Source organism: Sulfolobales archaeon, from assembly GCA_038881635.1.
Taxonomy (GTDB): Archaea; Thermoproteota; Thermoprotei_A; order Sulfolobales; family AG1; genus WYEN01.
Genome location: JAVZPJ010000001.1, coordinates 63,374 through 78,471, shown reverse-complemented (window position 1 = coordinate 78,471; position 15,098 = coordinate 63,374). Strand labels below are relative to the sequence as shown.

The following is a 15,098-nucleotide window of genomic DNA, read 5'->3' as shown; positions in this document are numbered from 1 at the left end:
TTTAATTTTAGTATTCTCTAATATTCATGGGAGTGATTCTGAAAAGCAGAAGAATCTATGAGTACCTGGCTATTATGAGGAGTGAGATGCTGGAGAAAGGTGTAAGCAGTCTAAGACTTAGAGATATCTATAATAGAGCTGGCGTAAAGCCTTCCTCAGCACATGAGTATGTTACAAAACTTATTGATGAAGGTCTTGTCTCCAGGATAGATCGTGGTAGGTATACTATAGCCGAGAAAGGTTTAGAAAGTCTTGAGAATGTTATGTGGTCTCATGGTGTAATTGAGATTTTCTTCCATAAGGTATTAGGATTGGATCCTGATGATGCCTGCAAGATCGCTTCAAAGATCGATTATCTTCTCCCCTATGAAGCCGTGGAGAAGCTCTGTATAATGCTAGGACATCCATCCAAATGCCCTCATAATCAAGAGATACCTCATAGAGGTTGTGGAGAAGGTCTGAAAGGAGTTTTTCTAGGATGTTTTCTAAAAGATTCGAATCTTAAGAGATCTTTCTGATACCAATTTTATCAATATTACCTATGATTTCCTCGAGATCTATATGAAAAGGAAATCCTCTTAAGACTCTCAAACCCGCTACAAAAGACGCTATTCTAAGACTTTCAGATATACTAAAACCCTTCAAGATAGATGATAGCAGAGATGTTAGAAGTATATCTCCACATCCTGTTTCATCACCGCTGACACCACCCATTAAAGCTTCAACATGATACACCCCTTCTCCATCCACTCTTGAGAGAAAACCTCTTCTCCCCATAGATATGACCACTATCATAGCCTTGGTGATTCTCGCTATTATATCTAGAGACTCTAAAGGATCTCTTGACAGCTCCTCAACTTCTTCAACTCCTGCATGAATCAGTGATACCCTATAAAATTTCTTCAGAAGATCTATGCCTATACTAGTTCTTATGATCTTATCATTATCAGTATACCTCACAAAACCTTGAAGATCTACTGCTACAGGAATTCCGATTTTCGTTATTCTCTCGAGATTATATAGAGAGATCTCTCTATACACTGGAGAGATTATTATGAAAGAGATCCCACTCTTCTCAAAGCTTTCAAGATCAAAATCTATCTCGCAACCCTCCTCATCTAGATATGAGATCCTTCTAGAAGCTCTGTAGAAATGTCTGAATATAAAATGTTTCTCGCAAGATCTATTAATTCTAATTACTTTAGATAATTGAGGATATTCTCTCTCAAGGATCTCTCTTAGATAGGAGTCTAGAGAGGTTTCTATAATGAATCTATTTCCAAGAATATGTAGCGTATAACCTCCGTAGAGAGCTGGGCCTCCTAAGCTTTTCCTCTTCTCTCCACCAAGATCTATTATATCTTCTGTGAAGCTTGATATAAGATAGATCACTCTTCTTCCTCCTCTTCTTCCTCAGATTCCTCGGTAAACGTTGTGATCTTACCCCATTCACTACTTCTAGAATGAGCTTCAATATGATTTCTTAGATCATCTTCAGTGAAGAAGTACACAGCCTTATCAGGTGTGATACTACCATATTCTCTATCGCTAGGACATATACGGCTTATATCCGTGCATATGGGGCATATTATAAGACCTGTAGTGGTATCTCTGCAAGTCTCTATAGTTCTACCCTCTATACTCACTCTAATTCTCACCCATCGAGGATTCCACTGATACAAGAACTCCACCCGAATTGAATAGCTTTTATCTCAATCAGTATTTAAATAGAGCTTATGAGATCTTTAGACATGTTTAACTGTTCATAAACCCCTGCACTTTTTCCCAAGCCTCTTATGCCTAGGATGTGGATGTTATTCTCTGAAAGAATTTCTCTAACTATTTTCACATCTTCCTCTCTCAAACCGTAGGGGATCATGTGAGATATAACACTTTCTCTCTCCAAAACAATGCTCTCCCTACTCTCAAGAAGCTTAGCCCACCTAGCTTCAGCAGCACCTCTAGAAATAGCATCTGGTGGAGGAGGATTTCTATCGCAAAAACTCATTTGTAAATTCAGGGTGTAAAAACCTTCAGGAGCAGATCCTCTGTAGATCCTGGATGCTATGATGAAGAGATGAGTTCTAGAAGCTCTCGTAGCATGGGAAACCATATCCCACTCAGGTTCGACACCTCTAACTCCAAAATTTATGCTGATAACACCAACCCATCTTAATAATGAGATACTTCTAGAGATCTCTTCATCAATTCTTATGCCTCGAACCACTTCTAAGAGCTTGGTTAAGGGGTATGATGCAAAGATCTTTTTGTATTTGATTATTCTTCCATTTCTCAGAACCATGATTCTTCTCTCGGCATCTATCTTCCTAGGAGTATAGAATGTATACTCAGCACATCCTCCCAAGATCTTCTCTCTAACGAATCTACCGACACCGTTTTCTACAAAACATATCTCAGAAAGATCTTTTGGAAGCCACCAGACTTCCAAGTTTCTCATCCAACAAGATGCTTTATAGAATAAGTCTCCTGGTTTAGCCTCCCTAATTTTAGGCTTTAGACATTTAACATCTGCACCTAACTCTCTTAAAATATCTCCACTACTCCTATCAAAAAATACATAGATTTTCTCTACAGAGAATCCTCCTGATAAATATGTTCCAGTATACAATCCTGGCTCGATAGATTGATCTATTACCAAAATATTTTTTAAATACCTCGAGCAGATTTCCGCTACAAGCGGGATCGTAGAAAAATCTAGGCCTAGGACTATGAAATTCCTCTCCTCCATTTCATCTGCTCCCCATAGCTTTCGTCCTAGCAGAGATCACTAACGCGCATTCCCCGCTATTCTTCAGAACATCAACCAGATCTGGATCTATGCGAGCCAGATAATAGAGATCCCTATATCCATTGATACATAAAATATCAACATCAAAGCTCTCCCTATACTTTAGAAACTCTCCAACTAGTTCAACCTCCTTTCTAGAACCTATATAAGCTACAGCTGTATAGATGATCCTTACGCTAGGCCCGTTAGGTCCTGTCACATAGCTGAACCAAATCATCAATAATTATTTATCTCTATCTTTTATATAAGAAATATGTTGTAGAGATATGGAGGAGGCGTATATTGAAGAGAAAACAACATGCCCTGTATGCGGTAGAGAAGCCTGGCACCGAGTTAAGAGGATTCAGACAAGGATAGGATTGGTTGAGGTGAGATCTATATCATGCGATTTCTGCGGGTACAAACACTCTGATGAACACCTGATCCAACCATTAGAGTACGGTCCTGAGGAGATCATATTAAGAATAGAGAATCCAAGTGATCTAAGAAGATATATTCTTAAATCTAGGCATGCTATCATTGAAATACCTGAGCTAGGGATCGAGATATATCCAGGTCCTGATGCCAGAGATGAGATATATCCTGTAGAAGGCTTGCTTGAGAAGTATATTGATAGAATTAGCGGGTATTGTGAAAATTCTGAAAACCAAGAAGAATGCATGAATATAGTTGGGAAGCTTAGAAGAGTCTTGGAATACGGTGAGAAGATAACCATCTTGATAAGAGATCCTAGTAGGCTCTCTAGAGAATTAGAAAACATCTAAACCTTATCATTCTTCCCCAGTCTCCTCCTTAGGAGTGTAGTAGTACTCTCCAATTTCTTTCTGAAGTCTATCGTAATAACTTCCAGGTTTATTCATTCTAGGTCTTCTAGTCTTAGGATCTCTTCTAAAGGTGACTTTAAGCTGTGAGAGAAGTTTATTCATACCTTTTCTAAGACCTGTAGGACTTGAAGCAAGACCTCTAACACCAGGCTCTCCACTGAAGACTATAACTCTATCTGCTATGAAATCAATTATACTTAGATCATGATCCACTACTATGGCAGCTTTATTTCTATTCTCCACACTTCTTCTAATAGCTCTAGAGATCGTGATCCTATCTTCAACATCTATATGTGCAGAAGGCTCGTCTAGAAGATATATATCTGCATCTTTAGCGAGACTTCTAGCAATAACTATCTTCTGAAGCTCTCCACCGCTCAGTTCTTCAAGTTTCTTCGTAAGCATTTTATGAATCCCAAGTTTTCTCGTAACATCTACATATAGCCAGCTCTCCTGTTGGAGGAGATCTGGAGCTTCTCTTCTAATATATTCTTCAACGGTTTCATCCTCAGATCCTCCTACTGATGCTATTGATATAAACTGGGGTTTATAGCTTATTCTAAGACCTGTAGTATGTGTGAAACCCTCATCTGGTTCTATCTCGCCAGCTATTATTCTTATGAAGGTGGTTTTTCCAATAGCATTGGGTCCTAGAACTCCTAAGATCTCAGACCTATAGATCTCTCCTTCCTCAGCATCCAGAGAGAACCCTCCAATACTTTTCCTAAGTCTACTCCAACCTGTTAAAATCTTTTTATCACCTCTATAATCTTCTGAAGCTTCTTTATCTAGAAATCTTATAGGCTCTCTACGGATCATCATATTCTCTGAAGGTAAATAACCTTGAAGGAAGTTATTAATACCAACACTAACACCGTAGATCCTGGAGAAAACCCCGTAAACTCCAGGCTCTCCATATACTATGGAAACATAATCTGATATATAGTCGAGAACTGCTAGATCATGTTCTACAACCAGAGTTCTAGCATTTTTCGGAATAAAATCCCTAATACTCATAGCTATTCTAAGTCTCTCACCTACATCTAGATATGATGATGGTTCATCAAAAAGATATAGATTGGCATCTCTGAGAAGAGCTGCTGATATAGCTAGTTTCTGAAGCTCTCCACCGCTCAGTTCTCTCACATCCTTATCGATCATATTATGCATCATAAGCCTTTCCACAAGATCCTTTAGAAGACCTCTTTCATCTATTCTCGATAGGATTTCTCTGACTCTTCCTTTAATATATCTCTGTATAATCTCGATATTCTGGATTTTGTGTACGACTCTGATCTTTTTATTGAAAAGATCTCTGAAGTGGTTATAGATCTCTGATCCTCTGAATCTTCTTAAGATCTCATCTTTCTCAGCAGGTCTGGTATAATCTCCTAGGTTAGGAAGGATCTCTCCTCCAAGTATTTTTAGTGCTGTGGTTTTTCCAGTACCGTTCTTACCCAGAATCCCTACGATCCCTCCTTCAACGGGTGTGGGGAGACCATATAGTTTGAATGCATTCACACCATATCTGTGGATTACCTTCTTCTCCAATTCATCAGGTATATTTAATATGCTTATAGCTTCAAAGGGGCATTTCTTAACACATATTCCACAACCTATACATGTAGCCTCATATATCACAGGTTTTCCTTCTTTTTCTTTACTAGGTTCAATAGCTATCGTACCACCTCTATTCACTGGGCAGAATCTAACACAAGGCATTCCACCGCATTTATCAGGATGACAGCTTTCGTAGTCTATTACTGCTAGTCTTGTCATTTTAAACACCTGGACAGAAGATCCTAAGAAATAATATGCTCTAAATAGTATAAAGATACAGTCTTACTATAATGCAGATCTTTTCGGAGGTATCTTTCTCTCCTCCTCAGCTCTGACCTTGATAATGCCCATGAATATTGCACAGCTCACGCAATAGCATCTTTTAACAGGATATCGAGGTATTAGAGCGCCCTTCTTCTCAAGCTCTATAGCTAGCTGAGGATCTACTGGTGTGTACATTCTAGTCACGCAGATAGCTTTATCCTCTGGAACAAGAGCTCCACATTGATCGCATTGTATTCTTCCTATATATCCTTTATCTCCTTTTCTTCTACCTCTACTCTCTCTTTTCTTAGGCATACACCTTAGCCTGGTTTATTATTACCATTAGAGAGCTTATTAACATGTTGAGAGCAACAGACTTCTAGTACGAGAGGATTTCTCACCATAGAAGAAGATACATCTTCCCAGATCGAAATGGGTAGAAACATCTAAGAATGAACAGAAAGATCTATATATCTCTGAGAATTCTACTTCTAGAGCTTCCATTATAAGATTTTTAGAAGAACTCAGAGGGTTCTTCAGTATAGTAATCTTCTCCTCCCGCAAACACTCTTTGTATTGCAGCGTAGAGCTCGTCAAAGCCCTTCCATGTTACTGAGGACACTGGTATAAGTTCTATAGATTGAGAACCTGATTCTGCGAGAGCTAGTATCACATCTTCAACTAGTCCTAATCTTTCTTCCTTTAGATCTGTTAGAAGTTGATAGGGATCTTCTGACCATGAGATTATTCTCTCAAGCTGTTCTTCCGGAAATAGATCTGCTTTTGAGAGAACACCTATCTGAGGTCTTCTGATCCTTGCATAGGCTGAGAGAGCCAGAAATAATGATGAAGCGAAGAAAGAAGGTCTTACGGCTAGAGATGAATCTACTAGAAATACTGTGACAGCTTTTCTATCACCTATGATCTCATCGAGAATTAGAGGACCTGTCTCTCTAAATGCGAATATTTCCATCTGCCCCGGAGTATCTATTATATAATAGTTAGCCTTCCTACCATCTATAAATTCTCTTATCTCATCCACGTGATTCACCATGAGATCGACAGCTGTTATAAGAGCTCCATTAGGTCCTAGCCTATACCTATACATTATATCTCTAGCATCAACATATTTTCTAATATCAAAATCAGGAGTATACTGAAGGCTTTCAGCAGCTGGATCCAGATTTATAATAGCTGGATCCAGATTATGAGATGAAAGCCACTCACTAAAAGCTGATGCGAGAGTTGACTTGCCAGAACCTGCTAATCCTACTACTATTATGAAGAACATCTGCTATCCTCAAACTAGAAATCTGCGGATAGGTATAAAAATATTCATGGGAAAGTCTCTAGAGAGATCTTATAATAAGTGTTTGCATTTACACAGCTTTGGATCTTCAGATATAGGCTGTGATACGGCATTTAGGCTTTTTTCTTAGTCTCTCTACATCTTGAGCAAGTGGAAGATGTTTCATTAGACTGATTTGCTTGATAGCGAGATCTCTTTCATACACTTCATAGCCTGCAATAGCTTGTCCTCTTAATATTATCATATGACCTCTTATTAGAAGAGAATCATTAAATCATTAAAAGGATTAATATTGTTTGTCAGATCTATTAAATAAATTATGCTTTCAATTTAAATGGTCGAAGATCCTTTGCATATCTCTAGCACTCGTAGTCGTCAGGAACTTTTGCTCTAAAATATTTTCCGGTCTCAGGACTTTTGAAAAGTCCTAGTTTAACCATTTTTCTTCCTCTAGGACCTACACTCCAGATCTTTATAGGGGCAATCTCCACTTCTTTTCCTGTTGTTCTGTCAACTATCTTAATAGGTTTGCAAGGCATAATTATTCACCAAACTCAGTATACTATTGAAAGCATTTATAAATATATCAGTTTTCCAATCTTGAGAACTCTTCTTATGCCTTCTAGTAAGCTCTTACAACTCTCCCACTAGCTCTTCTAACTTTAGCAACAACAGAATATCCACAACAAGGACAAACAAGTCTCTCTGAGAGAACTAGATAACTGTATCCGAAATATTTTCCACATCTAAGACATACATAACACACCTCATCATCTCTACAACCTATTGAAGGACTTCTCTCCTTCTCCTGGGCTCTGCACAGGCATGCTCTAGGATCAAGGTCTCTGCACTCGCTAGTTAGAAAGCTCAGTTAAACCACCTAGGTTACTATAGAGATTCTCCAGCTTATAAAAAGATTTTAGGAATGAATCATTTATAGATCTTCACAGCTTTAACATAAATTGTAATATAGCAAACCTAGTAATTTATTGGAAGAGGACTCTTGAAAAATCTGAAAGCTATTAACATGATACCTAGGAGAGATTTTAAGATGATTGTTCACATACCTTCTTCTATAATTGATGTTGAGAAGGGTTTGCTAAAGAAAACAATGGTAGCAGGACTTATTGGTAGAGCTTGTGGAATATTTAGAGTTGATGTGATCAGCTTATATAAGGATCCTGATTCAAGTAATAGAAGTATGCGATTTATTAAGAAGATCCTTGATTACATGAGAACACCTCATTACCTTAGGAGATTTATAATTCCTCTGGATCGTGATTTGAGAGGTGTAGGAATTCTTCCTCCGCTTACAACTCCTAATCAGATATCTGAGGAGGATTTGGATAAGGATCATGTTAGAGAGGCTTTGGTTACAAAGATAGAGAGAAAAGTAATCTGTCTAGAGGCGGGTTTAGAGAGTGAGTTTTGCTTCAAGCCTTCTTCGAGAGATTTTACCGGGAGTCTGAGAGAAGGAGATATTGTTCTTGTAGCGGTTTCAAATAGAAGGATAGTTGATCTTATCGAGAAAGATGTTTTTCTCAAGAATAATTACTGGTCTTATGATGTAGCTGTGAATAACAGTCTCAGGAGTTCTCTAGAGAGATTTAGAAATTCGCTTATTATAATATCAACTCGTAAGGGATCCTATCTAACAGAGGATCTTGCCAGAAGCATTGTACGAGATCTTAAGGGTAAGGATCTATCCATAGTTTTCGGGTCTCCTGACAAGGATCCTGATGAGATAGCCGAGCTAGAGGGATGGAATCTCAATGAATTAGCAAATTACAGCATTAATACAGCACCTCTTCAGGGTGTTAGAAATATCAGAACTTATGAAGCTCTCTTCATAACTCTATCACTTATTAACAACATGATCTATATTTCTAAAGGGATATAAGCTGAATTACCAAATCTAATACCAGTGCAGGTTACCATAGATGGCTCGCAGGAAGCAGAGTGCTCCAAGACGTGGAAGTCTAGGAGTAAGACCTAGGAAAAGAGCTTCAAGACTGATCCCTAGGATCAAGAGTTGGCCTGATATAGATTTTGAGAAGCCTAGACTACTAGCGTTTCTAGGATACAAAGTTGGTATGACTCATGCTATAATTATAGATGATAGACCTAACAGTCCAACCTATGGTAGAGAGATATTCATCCCTATGACAGTTATAGAAACACCTCCTATAGTGCCTCTAGCAGCTAGATTCTACGTAGAGAAACCAGGATACGGGCTTACAACCCTTACAGAGGCTTGGATAGAACCTTCTAAAGAGCTTGAGATACATAGGAAGATATCAACCTTCAAACCCAATGATCATGAGAAGATCTTTAAGATCGTAGAAGAGAATATAAGTAGAATAGCTAGAGTATCCGTTATAGCGGCAACTCAGCCAAAACTCACTGGAGGTCTCGAGAAGAAGAAACCGGATCTTCTAGAGATCCTCGTGGGCGGAGGCAGAATTGATGAGAGAATAGATTATACAAAAAAGATCTTAGGACAGCAGATCTCAGTATCAGAAGTCTTCACAGCAGGAGGATTTGTTGATGTAATAGGAGTAACGAAAGGAAAAGGGTTCCAAGGTGTTATCAAGAGATTTGGTGTCAGAGAACTTCCTAGATGGCATAAACATAGGAAGGGCTCTAGAAGAATTGGTGCTAGAAGTCCTGGGAGAGGTACTATCTCGGAGGCTCCTCAAGCTGGTCAAATGGGATTTCATAGAAGAACTATACATAATATGAGGATTATAATGATAGATAACGATCCATCAAAGATAAATCCATCAGGAGGATTTCCACATTACGGGTTGGTTAGAAGTAGTTATGTAGCGCTTCTAGGATCTATTCAAGGACCTCCTAAGAGACCTGTAGTACTCAGATATCCTGTAAGACCTCCTTCTATAGTATATGACAAGCCTCCCAGGATTATATTCATCTCACTTGATTCGAAGATGTAGGGTGTTTCTATGAGCTTCAGAATATTAATTCCATATATAGAGGATCCAGGAGAAGTTTCTATTATAAATCTAGAAGGATCTGAAGTAGGTAGAATGAGACTGCCATCTCTCTTCGGAGCTCCTGTAAGACTTGATCTCATTAGAAGAGCTTTTCTCTCAGCATTTACAGCGAGAGTACAACCTCAAGGCAGGGATCCTCTGGCTGGTAAGAGGAGGGTTGGAGAGAGCTGGGGAGCTGATCATAGTGTTGCTAGAGTTCCCAGGCTTGATAATGGGAGAGCTGTTTTCGCTCCGATGACTAGGGGAGGTAGAAGAACACACCCTCCGAAGGTTGAGAAAAAAGTTTATGAAGATATTAATAGAAAGGAGATGAGACTAGCCATAGTATCAGCTCTAGCAGCAACAAGAAGAATTGATATGGTGACTAGGAGAGGGCATGTGATCCCCAGAGAGATTTCAAGTCTTCCTATAGTGGTGTCCGAGGACGTTGAAAAGATCTCTAGTACATCCTCGGCCAGAGAGTTCTTAGTCAAGATAGGTTTGTGGAGTGATATTGAGAGAGTTATGGAGAGAATTAGAATAAGAGCTGGGAGAGGTAAGATGAGAGGTAGGAGATACGTAGAACCTAAAAGTCTTCTTGTAATACTCTCATCACCGGATTCACCTGCTGTGAAAGCTTTCAGAAACCTGCCTGGTGTTGATGTGATATGGCCTGGAGGGCTTGGGATTCAGCATTTAGCTCCAGGAGGTGTTCCTGGAAGGCTTACTATGATCTCAAAACCTGCTCTAGAAATGTTAAGTGAGAAGTATGTGGTGATATCCGTATGAGCGAGCTTGATCCTCTAGCTGTTATAATAAGACCTGTGACATCGGAGAAAGCTCTATCTCTTATTGAGAAAGAGAACGTGATAACATTAATAGTAGATCGGAGAGCTAATAAAAAGGTTATCAAAGAAGCTGTTGAAAGACTTTACGAGGTTAAGGTTGAGAGAGTTAGAACAATCATAACTAGAACAGGGGAGAAGAAGGCTTATATAAAGCTGAGTAGAGAATATAAGGCTAGTGACATAGCAACCAAGCTAGGAGTATTATGAGGTGGTTGTATGGGTAAGAGAATTCTACAGCAGAGAGCTGGCAGAGGATCTCCTACATTTAGATCGCCATCACATCTCAGAGTTGCACCGGCAAAATATCCTCCTATAGAGAAGCTTGTATCAAGCTCAGGTGTTCTCTCAGGATATGTGAAGGAGATAGTTCATGATCCAGGAAGATGGACTCCTCTAGCACATATAGTTCTTGAAAATGGTGTTGAGTTCTATAACATAGCTGTAGAAGGGATTTCAGTAGGATCTAAGGTGTTTATAGGAGATAAGTCTCCTATAACCCTAGGTAGTATAATACCTCTCAAATACATTCCCGAGGGTACTAAGATCTCTAATATAGAACTTCTTCCAGGAGACGGAGGAAAACTGGCAAGAACAGCAGGAAGCTATGCAATAGTGCTTGCCAAGACTGACGGCAGAGTGATACTACAGCTTCCTAGCGGTAAAACTAAAGAAGTCTTAGCAGAGTGTAGAGCTACTATAGGAGTTCCAGCCGGTTCTGGCAGAATCGAAAAACCTCTTCTAAAAGCTGGGGCAGCATATCATAAGTGGAAGAGAAAAGCTAGGAAATGGCCTAGAGTTAGAGGTGTTGCAATGAATCCTGTTTCTCATAAGTTTGGCGGAGGATCTCATCAAAGCGAATCTCATCCAACAACAGTTTCGAGAAGAGCTCCTCCAGGTAGAAAGGTAGGGCATATATCTGCTAGAAGGACTGGCAGGAGAAAGAGATAAGAGATCTAGACTGTTTTCACATTGTCTTCATAGTAGAATACCGCAACATCTCTCGGAAGAATCTCTCTAGCTCTTCTTAAGAATTCTATATCATCATCATGAATCTCTCTCACACTATACTTTCTCATGAGATTCTTTAGAACTTCAAGCTTGAAAACATATGATCTTCTAAGATCTCTATCTCTTCTGAGAATAATCCTTATATTCTTAATCACATCGGATAAACCAGACTCCTCTAGCTGTCTTATGGTTGCATTTCTAAGTCTTTCAGGTCTTCCACTTATTATATAAACTAGAAACCCTCTCTCAAGACATCTTCTTAGATTATTAAAGCCTTCTCTGGAGGGGATGTCAAGTTTTAGAAGTTCTTCTGAGAAAAATATGTTCCAGAAGACACTCTTCTTATCAGGATCTCTCTCAAGAGCTATGGAATATCTTCTACTTACGTCGAAGAGTACTCCATCTAGATCGAAGATGCAGATCTCTTTCAATATATATCCTATATAGTTTTTTCCTCAGAACGGAATAAGTTATCTATGATACTTTTCGCAACTTCACTGCATTTATTGATGTTCTCCAGTATATCTCTTAAAACTTTTTCTCTATCTATATCATATATATACTTAGGTCTGCCTCTGATCATTTTTCCAGTGATCTTTTTCCTGGAAATGAATCCGAGAGAGTGAAGCTTAGAAATACTCCTACTAATACTAGCTTTACTCATAGATATGCTCTGAGATAGTTCTTCAAGTGTTTTTCCTCCCTCTCTAGATAGTTTCAAAAGTATTATCACATCAGTCTCGTTAAGATCGTAGAAGAATTTGAGAACATCTATTATAGAAACCTCTCTACCAGAAGGTAGCTTACATCTGGGGATTTCAATAGATTGAAACATAACCTGTCCTCATCTATATATGATATAAATCTAAAATATATTTATTTATAAATATTAGTAAAGATCTTAGAAGACAGAAGTCTAGGGAGAGATTCTCTAATTAATTAAATTAAATAACTCGCATCTTTGAAAAGCTTTAAAGGATCTGTTAGGAGTAAGATTTATAAGACTTAGAACGAGAAGCTTTATCTTTAGAGGGTATTAGGATGTTTGCAAGTAAGAGTGGTAAGAGAGAGAAGATTATGGAGAGACTTACAATAGCTAATAGCAGAGTAAAACAGTTGCTGGCTAAGCTTAACAATCAGATATCTATACTCGATGAGAGAGAGAAGATTCTATTTGAAAGACTTGTCTCTCTTATTGAGTATAAAGATAGTGCGAGAGCTAATATAGTAGCCTCAGAGATATCACAGATAAGAAACTTGAAAAAGCATTTAATAGCTTTCCAGGTAGTACTTGAGAACATATCGCTGAGAATTGACAATATAATCCTTATCGGAGATATATCAAAGGATCTTCCAACCTTATTAGGTATTGTAAGAGAAGCTAGAAACATAATTAAGGGGGTCTTCCCTGGAATGGAGATAGAGTTCATAGCCTTGGAAGAGGATCTTAAAGGCGTAGCTACAGAAATGAAAGATTTCTCGATATATAACAGTATGGAGTATAACCCCTCTGCCTCCTCTGATGCTAAGAAGATTCTCGAAGAGGCCTATCTAGTAGCTGAGGAGAGAATAAGATCTTCGATGCCTAAAGTTGGAGATAGAGATCTTAAGATTAAAAGCTGAGCATTTATTTGTAGAAATAGAATAGATCCTACAAAACTTCCATCGTATAGCTAATACTTAGTGGTTGCCCGCGCCACTTATTTTGGTTTGTTCAGGTGTTTTTGACTATCTCGAGTATTATAGCTATGGACTTCTCCCTCATCACCTGCTCACCATTCGCAGGGTCGTCGAAAAGCTATATCAGCAGGCACCACTGAGCCCGCCTCGAGGTATGCATATATCCTCCCACCTCGATGATGGTGTGATAGCTTTCGGAGGCGGGATACATCTTCTAAGAACCTATAACAGCTGAAACGGTTTGAAACTCTTACGATAGACACGGTCTATTCAGTTTACCCTCTCACTGCTCTTTCAATCTATAATCAATAAAAGTTAGGAAATTGATTCTATCTAGTGAATAGGGAGAGATTTTTGTACGACAGCTTTATAGAGTGTGAAGATAACATATGCAGAGATGTTACACAAACTCTAATATGCTCTGTCAGAGAACTTCTGAGGAGGCATATCTTAGAACATGTCTACGTTTTAGAAGCTCAACAAGTATTAGAATCCTGCTTAAGGGATCCAGAGATTTTAAATAGATTGTCTGAGAAGATCTGGATATGTGTTGAGAGGTTCTTGAGAAGTTCTAGAGAGAGAAGTAACATACTCGCGGCTTATATAGCGTATGGCTTCATAGGAGAGAGCAGACCTCTCCTAATAGATCACGATATAGATATAGTGAACACTAGTTCTGATCTGAAACTATTCCTACGTAGAGTATGCGATATTGCTAGGTTTTCTGATGAAGATATAAAAACTACTATAATTCTTTCTCCTATTAGCTCGATGATATTTAACGGTGTTGTATATCCTTTCAATCCTTTAACACTCGAAAGAGATTACATACTAGTAGAACTAATAGATCCTTTTTCTTCGTCTAGTAAGATATTCATAGAAAGATCTTCTGGAAAGATTTTCGAATATTATATAGAAAGGTCTCATGTATATAAGGCGGGAGATTTGAATAAGATTCTGAGGGTTTCAGAGGATCTTCTCAAGATCCTTTTAGATCTTGAAAAGATCTTGAATAGAGATTTGATTTTATTCTGGTTCTCAGATCATAATTATAAGGTTTTTATCTATGCTCTTCTAGAGATCTAGCATCTTATTCTTTCATATTTTATGCATCTGCTGAAATCTTCATCCGCCTTTCTAAGCATTTCTACGGTATAACTGAAAGTCTTAGAGATGAGTGGAAGATGCTCCGAAACACCTTCTAGATTCCTTAGATTTATCTCCAGCTCTCTCACAGGTGTGACAACAATGATTCTATCTCTGCCAAATATCATTAGATAGCCTCTATTGAATATCTTCACACTTCTCTCTACCAGATCTATTGAAAATCCTATTCCTCTAGTAAGTTTTGTGACTGAGTAGATCTTCTGATCAGCTATCGATGCAATCCATTTTCTACTACATATAGCTCCTACATTCTTCACATTAGAATGGTTAAGAAGACATCCAGCCTTGGATGTCACATCATGTAATAATGAGATAGCTTCTTTAAATAAGCTGAGAACCTGGGCATCAGATCTTCTCAGTCTAGAAACTTCTACTTCATCGATTCTATTTCTTAGATCACCTACTATACTATGTAGATCTACCAATATTATCTCCTATGATTTTAGCTTGAGTAGATTTATAAGCTATTAACGGAATCAACTCTCTCCATATGCAAGGATCGGGTTTTGAAAGATATTTTCGGAGCTACATCTATTGTAAAAAATCTGAAAAATTAATGAATCAGAGAATAAATAATTGTAGATCCCGGAGATCTTTCGATAAATTCTTTTGCTGAGACTTCAAGATTTTGAG

The 15,098-nt window shown here is 38.3% G+C and carries 21 protein-coding genes; 9 read left to right on the top strand and 12 right to left on the bottom strand.

Annotated elements, in window-relative coordinates; all coding sequences use genetic code 11:
- Positions 1-32 precede the first annotated feature (32 nt).
- The gene (locus tag QXS89_00400) at positions 33-518 is read left to right on the top strand and encodes a metal-dependent transcriptional regulator (protein ID MEM3830656.1); all 486 of its coding nucleotides are present in this window, start codon (positions 33-35) and stop codon (positions 516-518) included.
- Here QXS89_00400 and QXS89_00395 read toward each other — a convergent pair.
- From QXS89_00395 to QXS89_00380, 4 genes are read right to left on the bottom strand one after another with little or no spacing between them, the layout of a single operon-like run.
- Positions 502-1,392 (bottom strand): PfkB family carbohydrate kinase, encoded by an 891-nt coding sequence (locus QXS89_00395; protein MEM3830655.1) that lies wholly within the window; start codon positions 1,390-1,392, stop codon positions 502-504. The two genes, QXS89_00400 and QXS89_00395, sit on opposite strands and share 17 nt — an antisense overlap.
- A complete protein-coding gene (locus QXS89_00390) occupies positions 1,389-1,682 on the bottom strand; it encodes a hypothetical protein (protein MEM3830654.1) in 294 nt (97 codons plus the stop codon). The genes QXS89_00395 and QXS89_00390 overlap by 4 nt, the downstream gene beginning before the upstream one ends.
- Positions 1,683-1,723: 41 nt before the next feature.
- Positions 1,724-2,749, bottom strand: coding sequence for a hypothetical protein (locus QXS89_00385; GenBank protein ID MEM3830653.1), 1,026 nt, complete (start codon positions 2,747-2,749; stop codon positions 1,724-1,726).
- 1 nt (position 2,750) lies between these two features.
- Positions 2,751-3,026, bottom strand: a complete 276-nt coding sequence (locus tag QXS89_00380; GenBank protein MEM3830652.1) for a hypothetical protein — start codon at positions 3,024-3,026, stop codon at positions 2,751-2,753.
- Between the two features lie 49 nt (positions 3,027-3,075).
- On the opposite strand from QXS89_00380, the gene QXS89_00375 reads away from it, so the two are divergent.
- A complete protein-coding gene (locus QXS89_00375) occupies positions 3,076-3,573 on the top strand; it encodes a ZPR1-type zinc finger protein (GenBank protein MEM3830651.1) in 498 nt (165 codons plus the stop codon).
- Positions 3,574-3,579: 6 nt separating this feature from the next.
- On the opposite strand, the gene QXS89_00370 is transcribed toward QXS89_00375, so the two are convergent.
- From QXS89_00370 to QXS89_00350, 5 genes are all read right to left on the bottom strand, one after another.
- Positions 3,580-5,412, bottom strand: coding sequence for a ribosome biogenesis/translation initiation ATPase RLI (locus tag QXS89_00370; protein MEM3830650.1), 1,833 nt, complete (start codon positions 5,410-5,412; stop codon positions 3,580-3,582).
- A 66-nt stretch (positions 5,413-5,478) separates the two neighbouring features.
- Positions 5,479-5,772: a 30S ribosomal protein S26e gene (locus QXS89_00365; protein MEM3830649.1), complete on the bottom strand. Its 294-nt coding sequence runs from the start codon at positions 5,770-5,772 to the stop codon at positions 5,479-5,481.
- Positions 5,773-5,971: 199 nt separating this feature from the next.
- Entirely contained in the window at positions 5,972-6,748 is a 777-nt protein-coding gene (locus QXS89_00360) for an ATP/GTP-binding protein (GenBank protein ID MEM3830648.1), read from the bottom strand.
- A gap of 377 nt (positions 6,749-7,125) precedes the next feature.
- Positions 7,126-7,305, bottom strand: coding sequence for a chromatin protein Cren7 (locus QXS89_00355; protein MEM3830647.1), 180 nt, complete (start codon positions 7,303-7,305; stop codon positions 7,126-7,128).
- A gap of 83 nt (positions 7,306-7,388) precedes the next feature.
- The gene (locus tag QXS89_00350; GenBank protein ID MEM3830646.1) at positions 7,389-7,532 is read right to left on the bottom strand and encodes a hypothetical protein; all 144 of its coding nucleotides are present in this window, start codon (positions 7,530-7,532) and stop codon (positions 7,389-7,391) included.
- Positions 7,533-7,769: 237 nt separating this feature from the next.
- Here QXS89_00350 and QXS89_00345 point away from each other — a divergent pair, with 237 nt between their 5' ends.
- Genes QXS89_00345 through QXS89_00325 form a run of 5 tightly spaced genes read left to right on the top strand, consistent with a single transcriptional unit; the run spans position 7,770 to position 11,558 of the window.
- The gene (locus tag QXS89_00345) at positions 7,770-8,666 is read left to right on the top strand and encodes a putative RNA uridine N3 methyltransferase (GenBank protein ID MEM3830645.1); all 897 of its coding nucleotides are present in this window, start codon (positions 7,770-7,772) and stop codon (positions 8,664-8,666) included.
- Positions 8,667-8,706: 40 nt separating this feature from the next.
- Positions 8,707-9,723: a 50S ribosomal protein L3 gene (locus QXS89_00340; protein ID MEM3830644.1), complete on the top strand. Its 1,017-nt coding sequence runs from the start codon at positions 8,707-8,709 to the stop codon at positions 9,721-9,723.
- Positions 9,724-9,732: 9 nt separating this feature from the next.
- Positions 9,733-10,551: a 50S ribosomal protein L4 gene (rpl4p, locus tag QXS89_00335; protein ID MEM3830643.1), complete on the top strand. Its 819-nt coding sequence runs from the start codon at positions 9,733-9,735 to the stop codon at positions 10,549-10,551.
- The gene (locus QXS89_00330) at positions 10,548-10,817 is read left to right on the top strand and encodes a 50S ribosomal protein L23 (GenBank protein MEM3830642.1); all 270 of its coding nucleotides are present in this window, start codon (positions 10,548-10,550) and stop codon (positions 10,815-10,817) included. The genes rpl4p and QXS89_00330 overlap by 4 nt, the downstream gene beginning before the upstream one ends.
- Before the next feature lie 9 nt (positions 10,818-10,826).
- Positions 10,827-11,558, top strand: a complete 732-nt coding sequence (locus tag QXS89_00325) for a 50S ribosomal protein L2 (GenBank protein MEM3830641.1) — start codon at positions 10,827-10,829, stop codon at positions 11,556-11,558.
- Between the two features lie 5 nt (positions 11,559-11,563).
- Here QXS89_00325 and QXS89_00320 read toward each other — a convergent pair whose 3' ends face one another.
- A complete protein-coding gene (locus tag QXS89_00320) occupies positions 11,564-12,049 on the bottom strand; it encodes a hypothetical protein (GenBank protein MEM3830640.1) in 486 nt (161 codons plus the stop codon).
- 8 nt (positions 12,050-12,057) lie between these two features.
- Positions 12,058-12,453 (bottom strand): helix-turn-helix domain-containing protein, encoded by a 396-nt coding sequence (locus QXS89_00315; GenBank protein ID MEM3830639.1) that lies wholly within the window; start codon positions 12,451-12,453, stop codon positions 12,058-12,060.
- Positions 12,454-12,659: 206 nt separating this feature from the next.
- On the opposite strand from QXS89_00315, the gene QXS89_00310 reads away from it, so the two are divergent.
- Complete coding sequence (locus QXS89_00310) at positions 12,660-13,241, top strand: Snf7 family protein (protein ID MEM3830638.1); 582 nt, start codon at positions 12,660-12,662, stop codon at positions 13,239-13,241.
- 411 nt (positions 13,242-13,652) lie between these two features.
- Positions 13,653-14,384, top strand: coding sequence for a hypothetical protein (locus QXS89_00305; GenBank protein MEM3830637.1), 732 nt, complete (start codon positions 13,653-13,655; stop codon positions 14,382-14,384).
- On the opposite strand, the gene QXS89_00300 is transcribed toward QXS89_00305, so the two are convergent.
- On the bottom strand, positions 14,381-14,890 hold the full coding sequence (locus QXS89_00300) for a hypothetical protein (protein MEM3830636.1): 510 nt from the start codon (positions 14,888-14,890) through the stop codon (positions 14,381-14,383). The genes QXS89_00305 and QXS89_00300 overlap by 4 nt on opposite strands.
- Positions 14,891-15,098: the final 208 nt, after the last annotated feature.

Bases quoted from the DNA above. Each gene is read 5' to 3' on its own strand.
- QXS89_00360 (MEM3830648.1), bottom strand. From the start codon at position 6,748: ATGTTCTTCATAATAGTAGTAGGATTAGCAGGTTCTGGCAAGTCAACT.
- rpl4p (MEM3830643.1), top strand. From the start codon at position 9,733: ATGAGCTTCAGAATATTAATTCCATATATAGAGGATCCAGGAGAAGTT.
- QXS89_00310 (MEM3830638.1), top strand. From the start codon at position 12,660: ATGTTTGCAAGTAAGAGTGGTAAGAGAGAGAAGATTATGGAGAGACTT.
- QXS89_00330 (MEM3830642.1), top strand. From the start codon at position 10,548: ATGAGCGAGCTTGATCCTCTAGCTGTTATAATAAGACCTGTGACATCG.
- QXS89_00365 (MEM3830649.1), bottom strand. From the start codon at position 5,772: ATGCCTAAGAAAAGAGAGAGTAGAGGTAGAAGAAAAGGAGATAAAGGA.
- QXS89_00355 (MEM3830647.1), bottom strand. From the start codon at position 7,305: ATGCCTTGCAAACCTATTAAGATAGTTGACAGAACAACAGGAAAAGAA.
- QXS89_00375 (MEM3830651.1), top strand. From the start codon at position 3,076: ATGGAGGAGGCGTATATTGAAGAGAAAACAACATGCCCTGTATGCGGT.
- QXS89_00370 (MEM3830650.1), bottom strand. From the start codon at position 5,412: ATGACAAGACTAGCAGTAATAGACTACGAAAGCTGTCATCCTGATAAA.
- QXS89_00380 (MEM3830652.1), bottom strand. From the start codon at position 3,026: ATGATTTGGTTCAGCTATGTGACAGGACCTAACGGGCCTAGCGTAAGG.
- QXS89_00385 (MEM3830653.1), bottom strand. From the start codon at position 2,749: ATGGAGGAGAGGAATTTCATAGTCCTAGGCCTAGATTTTTCTACGATC.
- QXS89_00325 (MEM3830641.1), top strand. From the start codon at position 10,827: ATGGGTAAGAGAATTCTACAGCAGAGAGCTGGCAGAGGATCTCCTACA.
- QXS89_00340 (MEM3830644.1), top strand. From the start codon at position 8,707: ATGGCTCGCAGGAAGCAGAGTGCTCCAAGACGTGGAAGTCTAGGAGTA.
- QXS89_00315 (MEM3830639.1), bottom strand. From the start codon at position 12,453: ATGTTTCAATCTATTGAAATCCCCAGATGTAAGCTACCTTCTGGTAGA.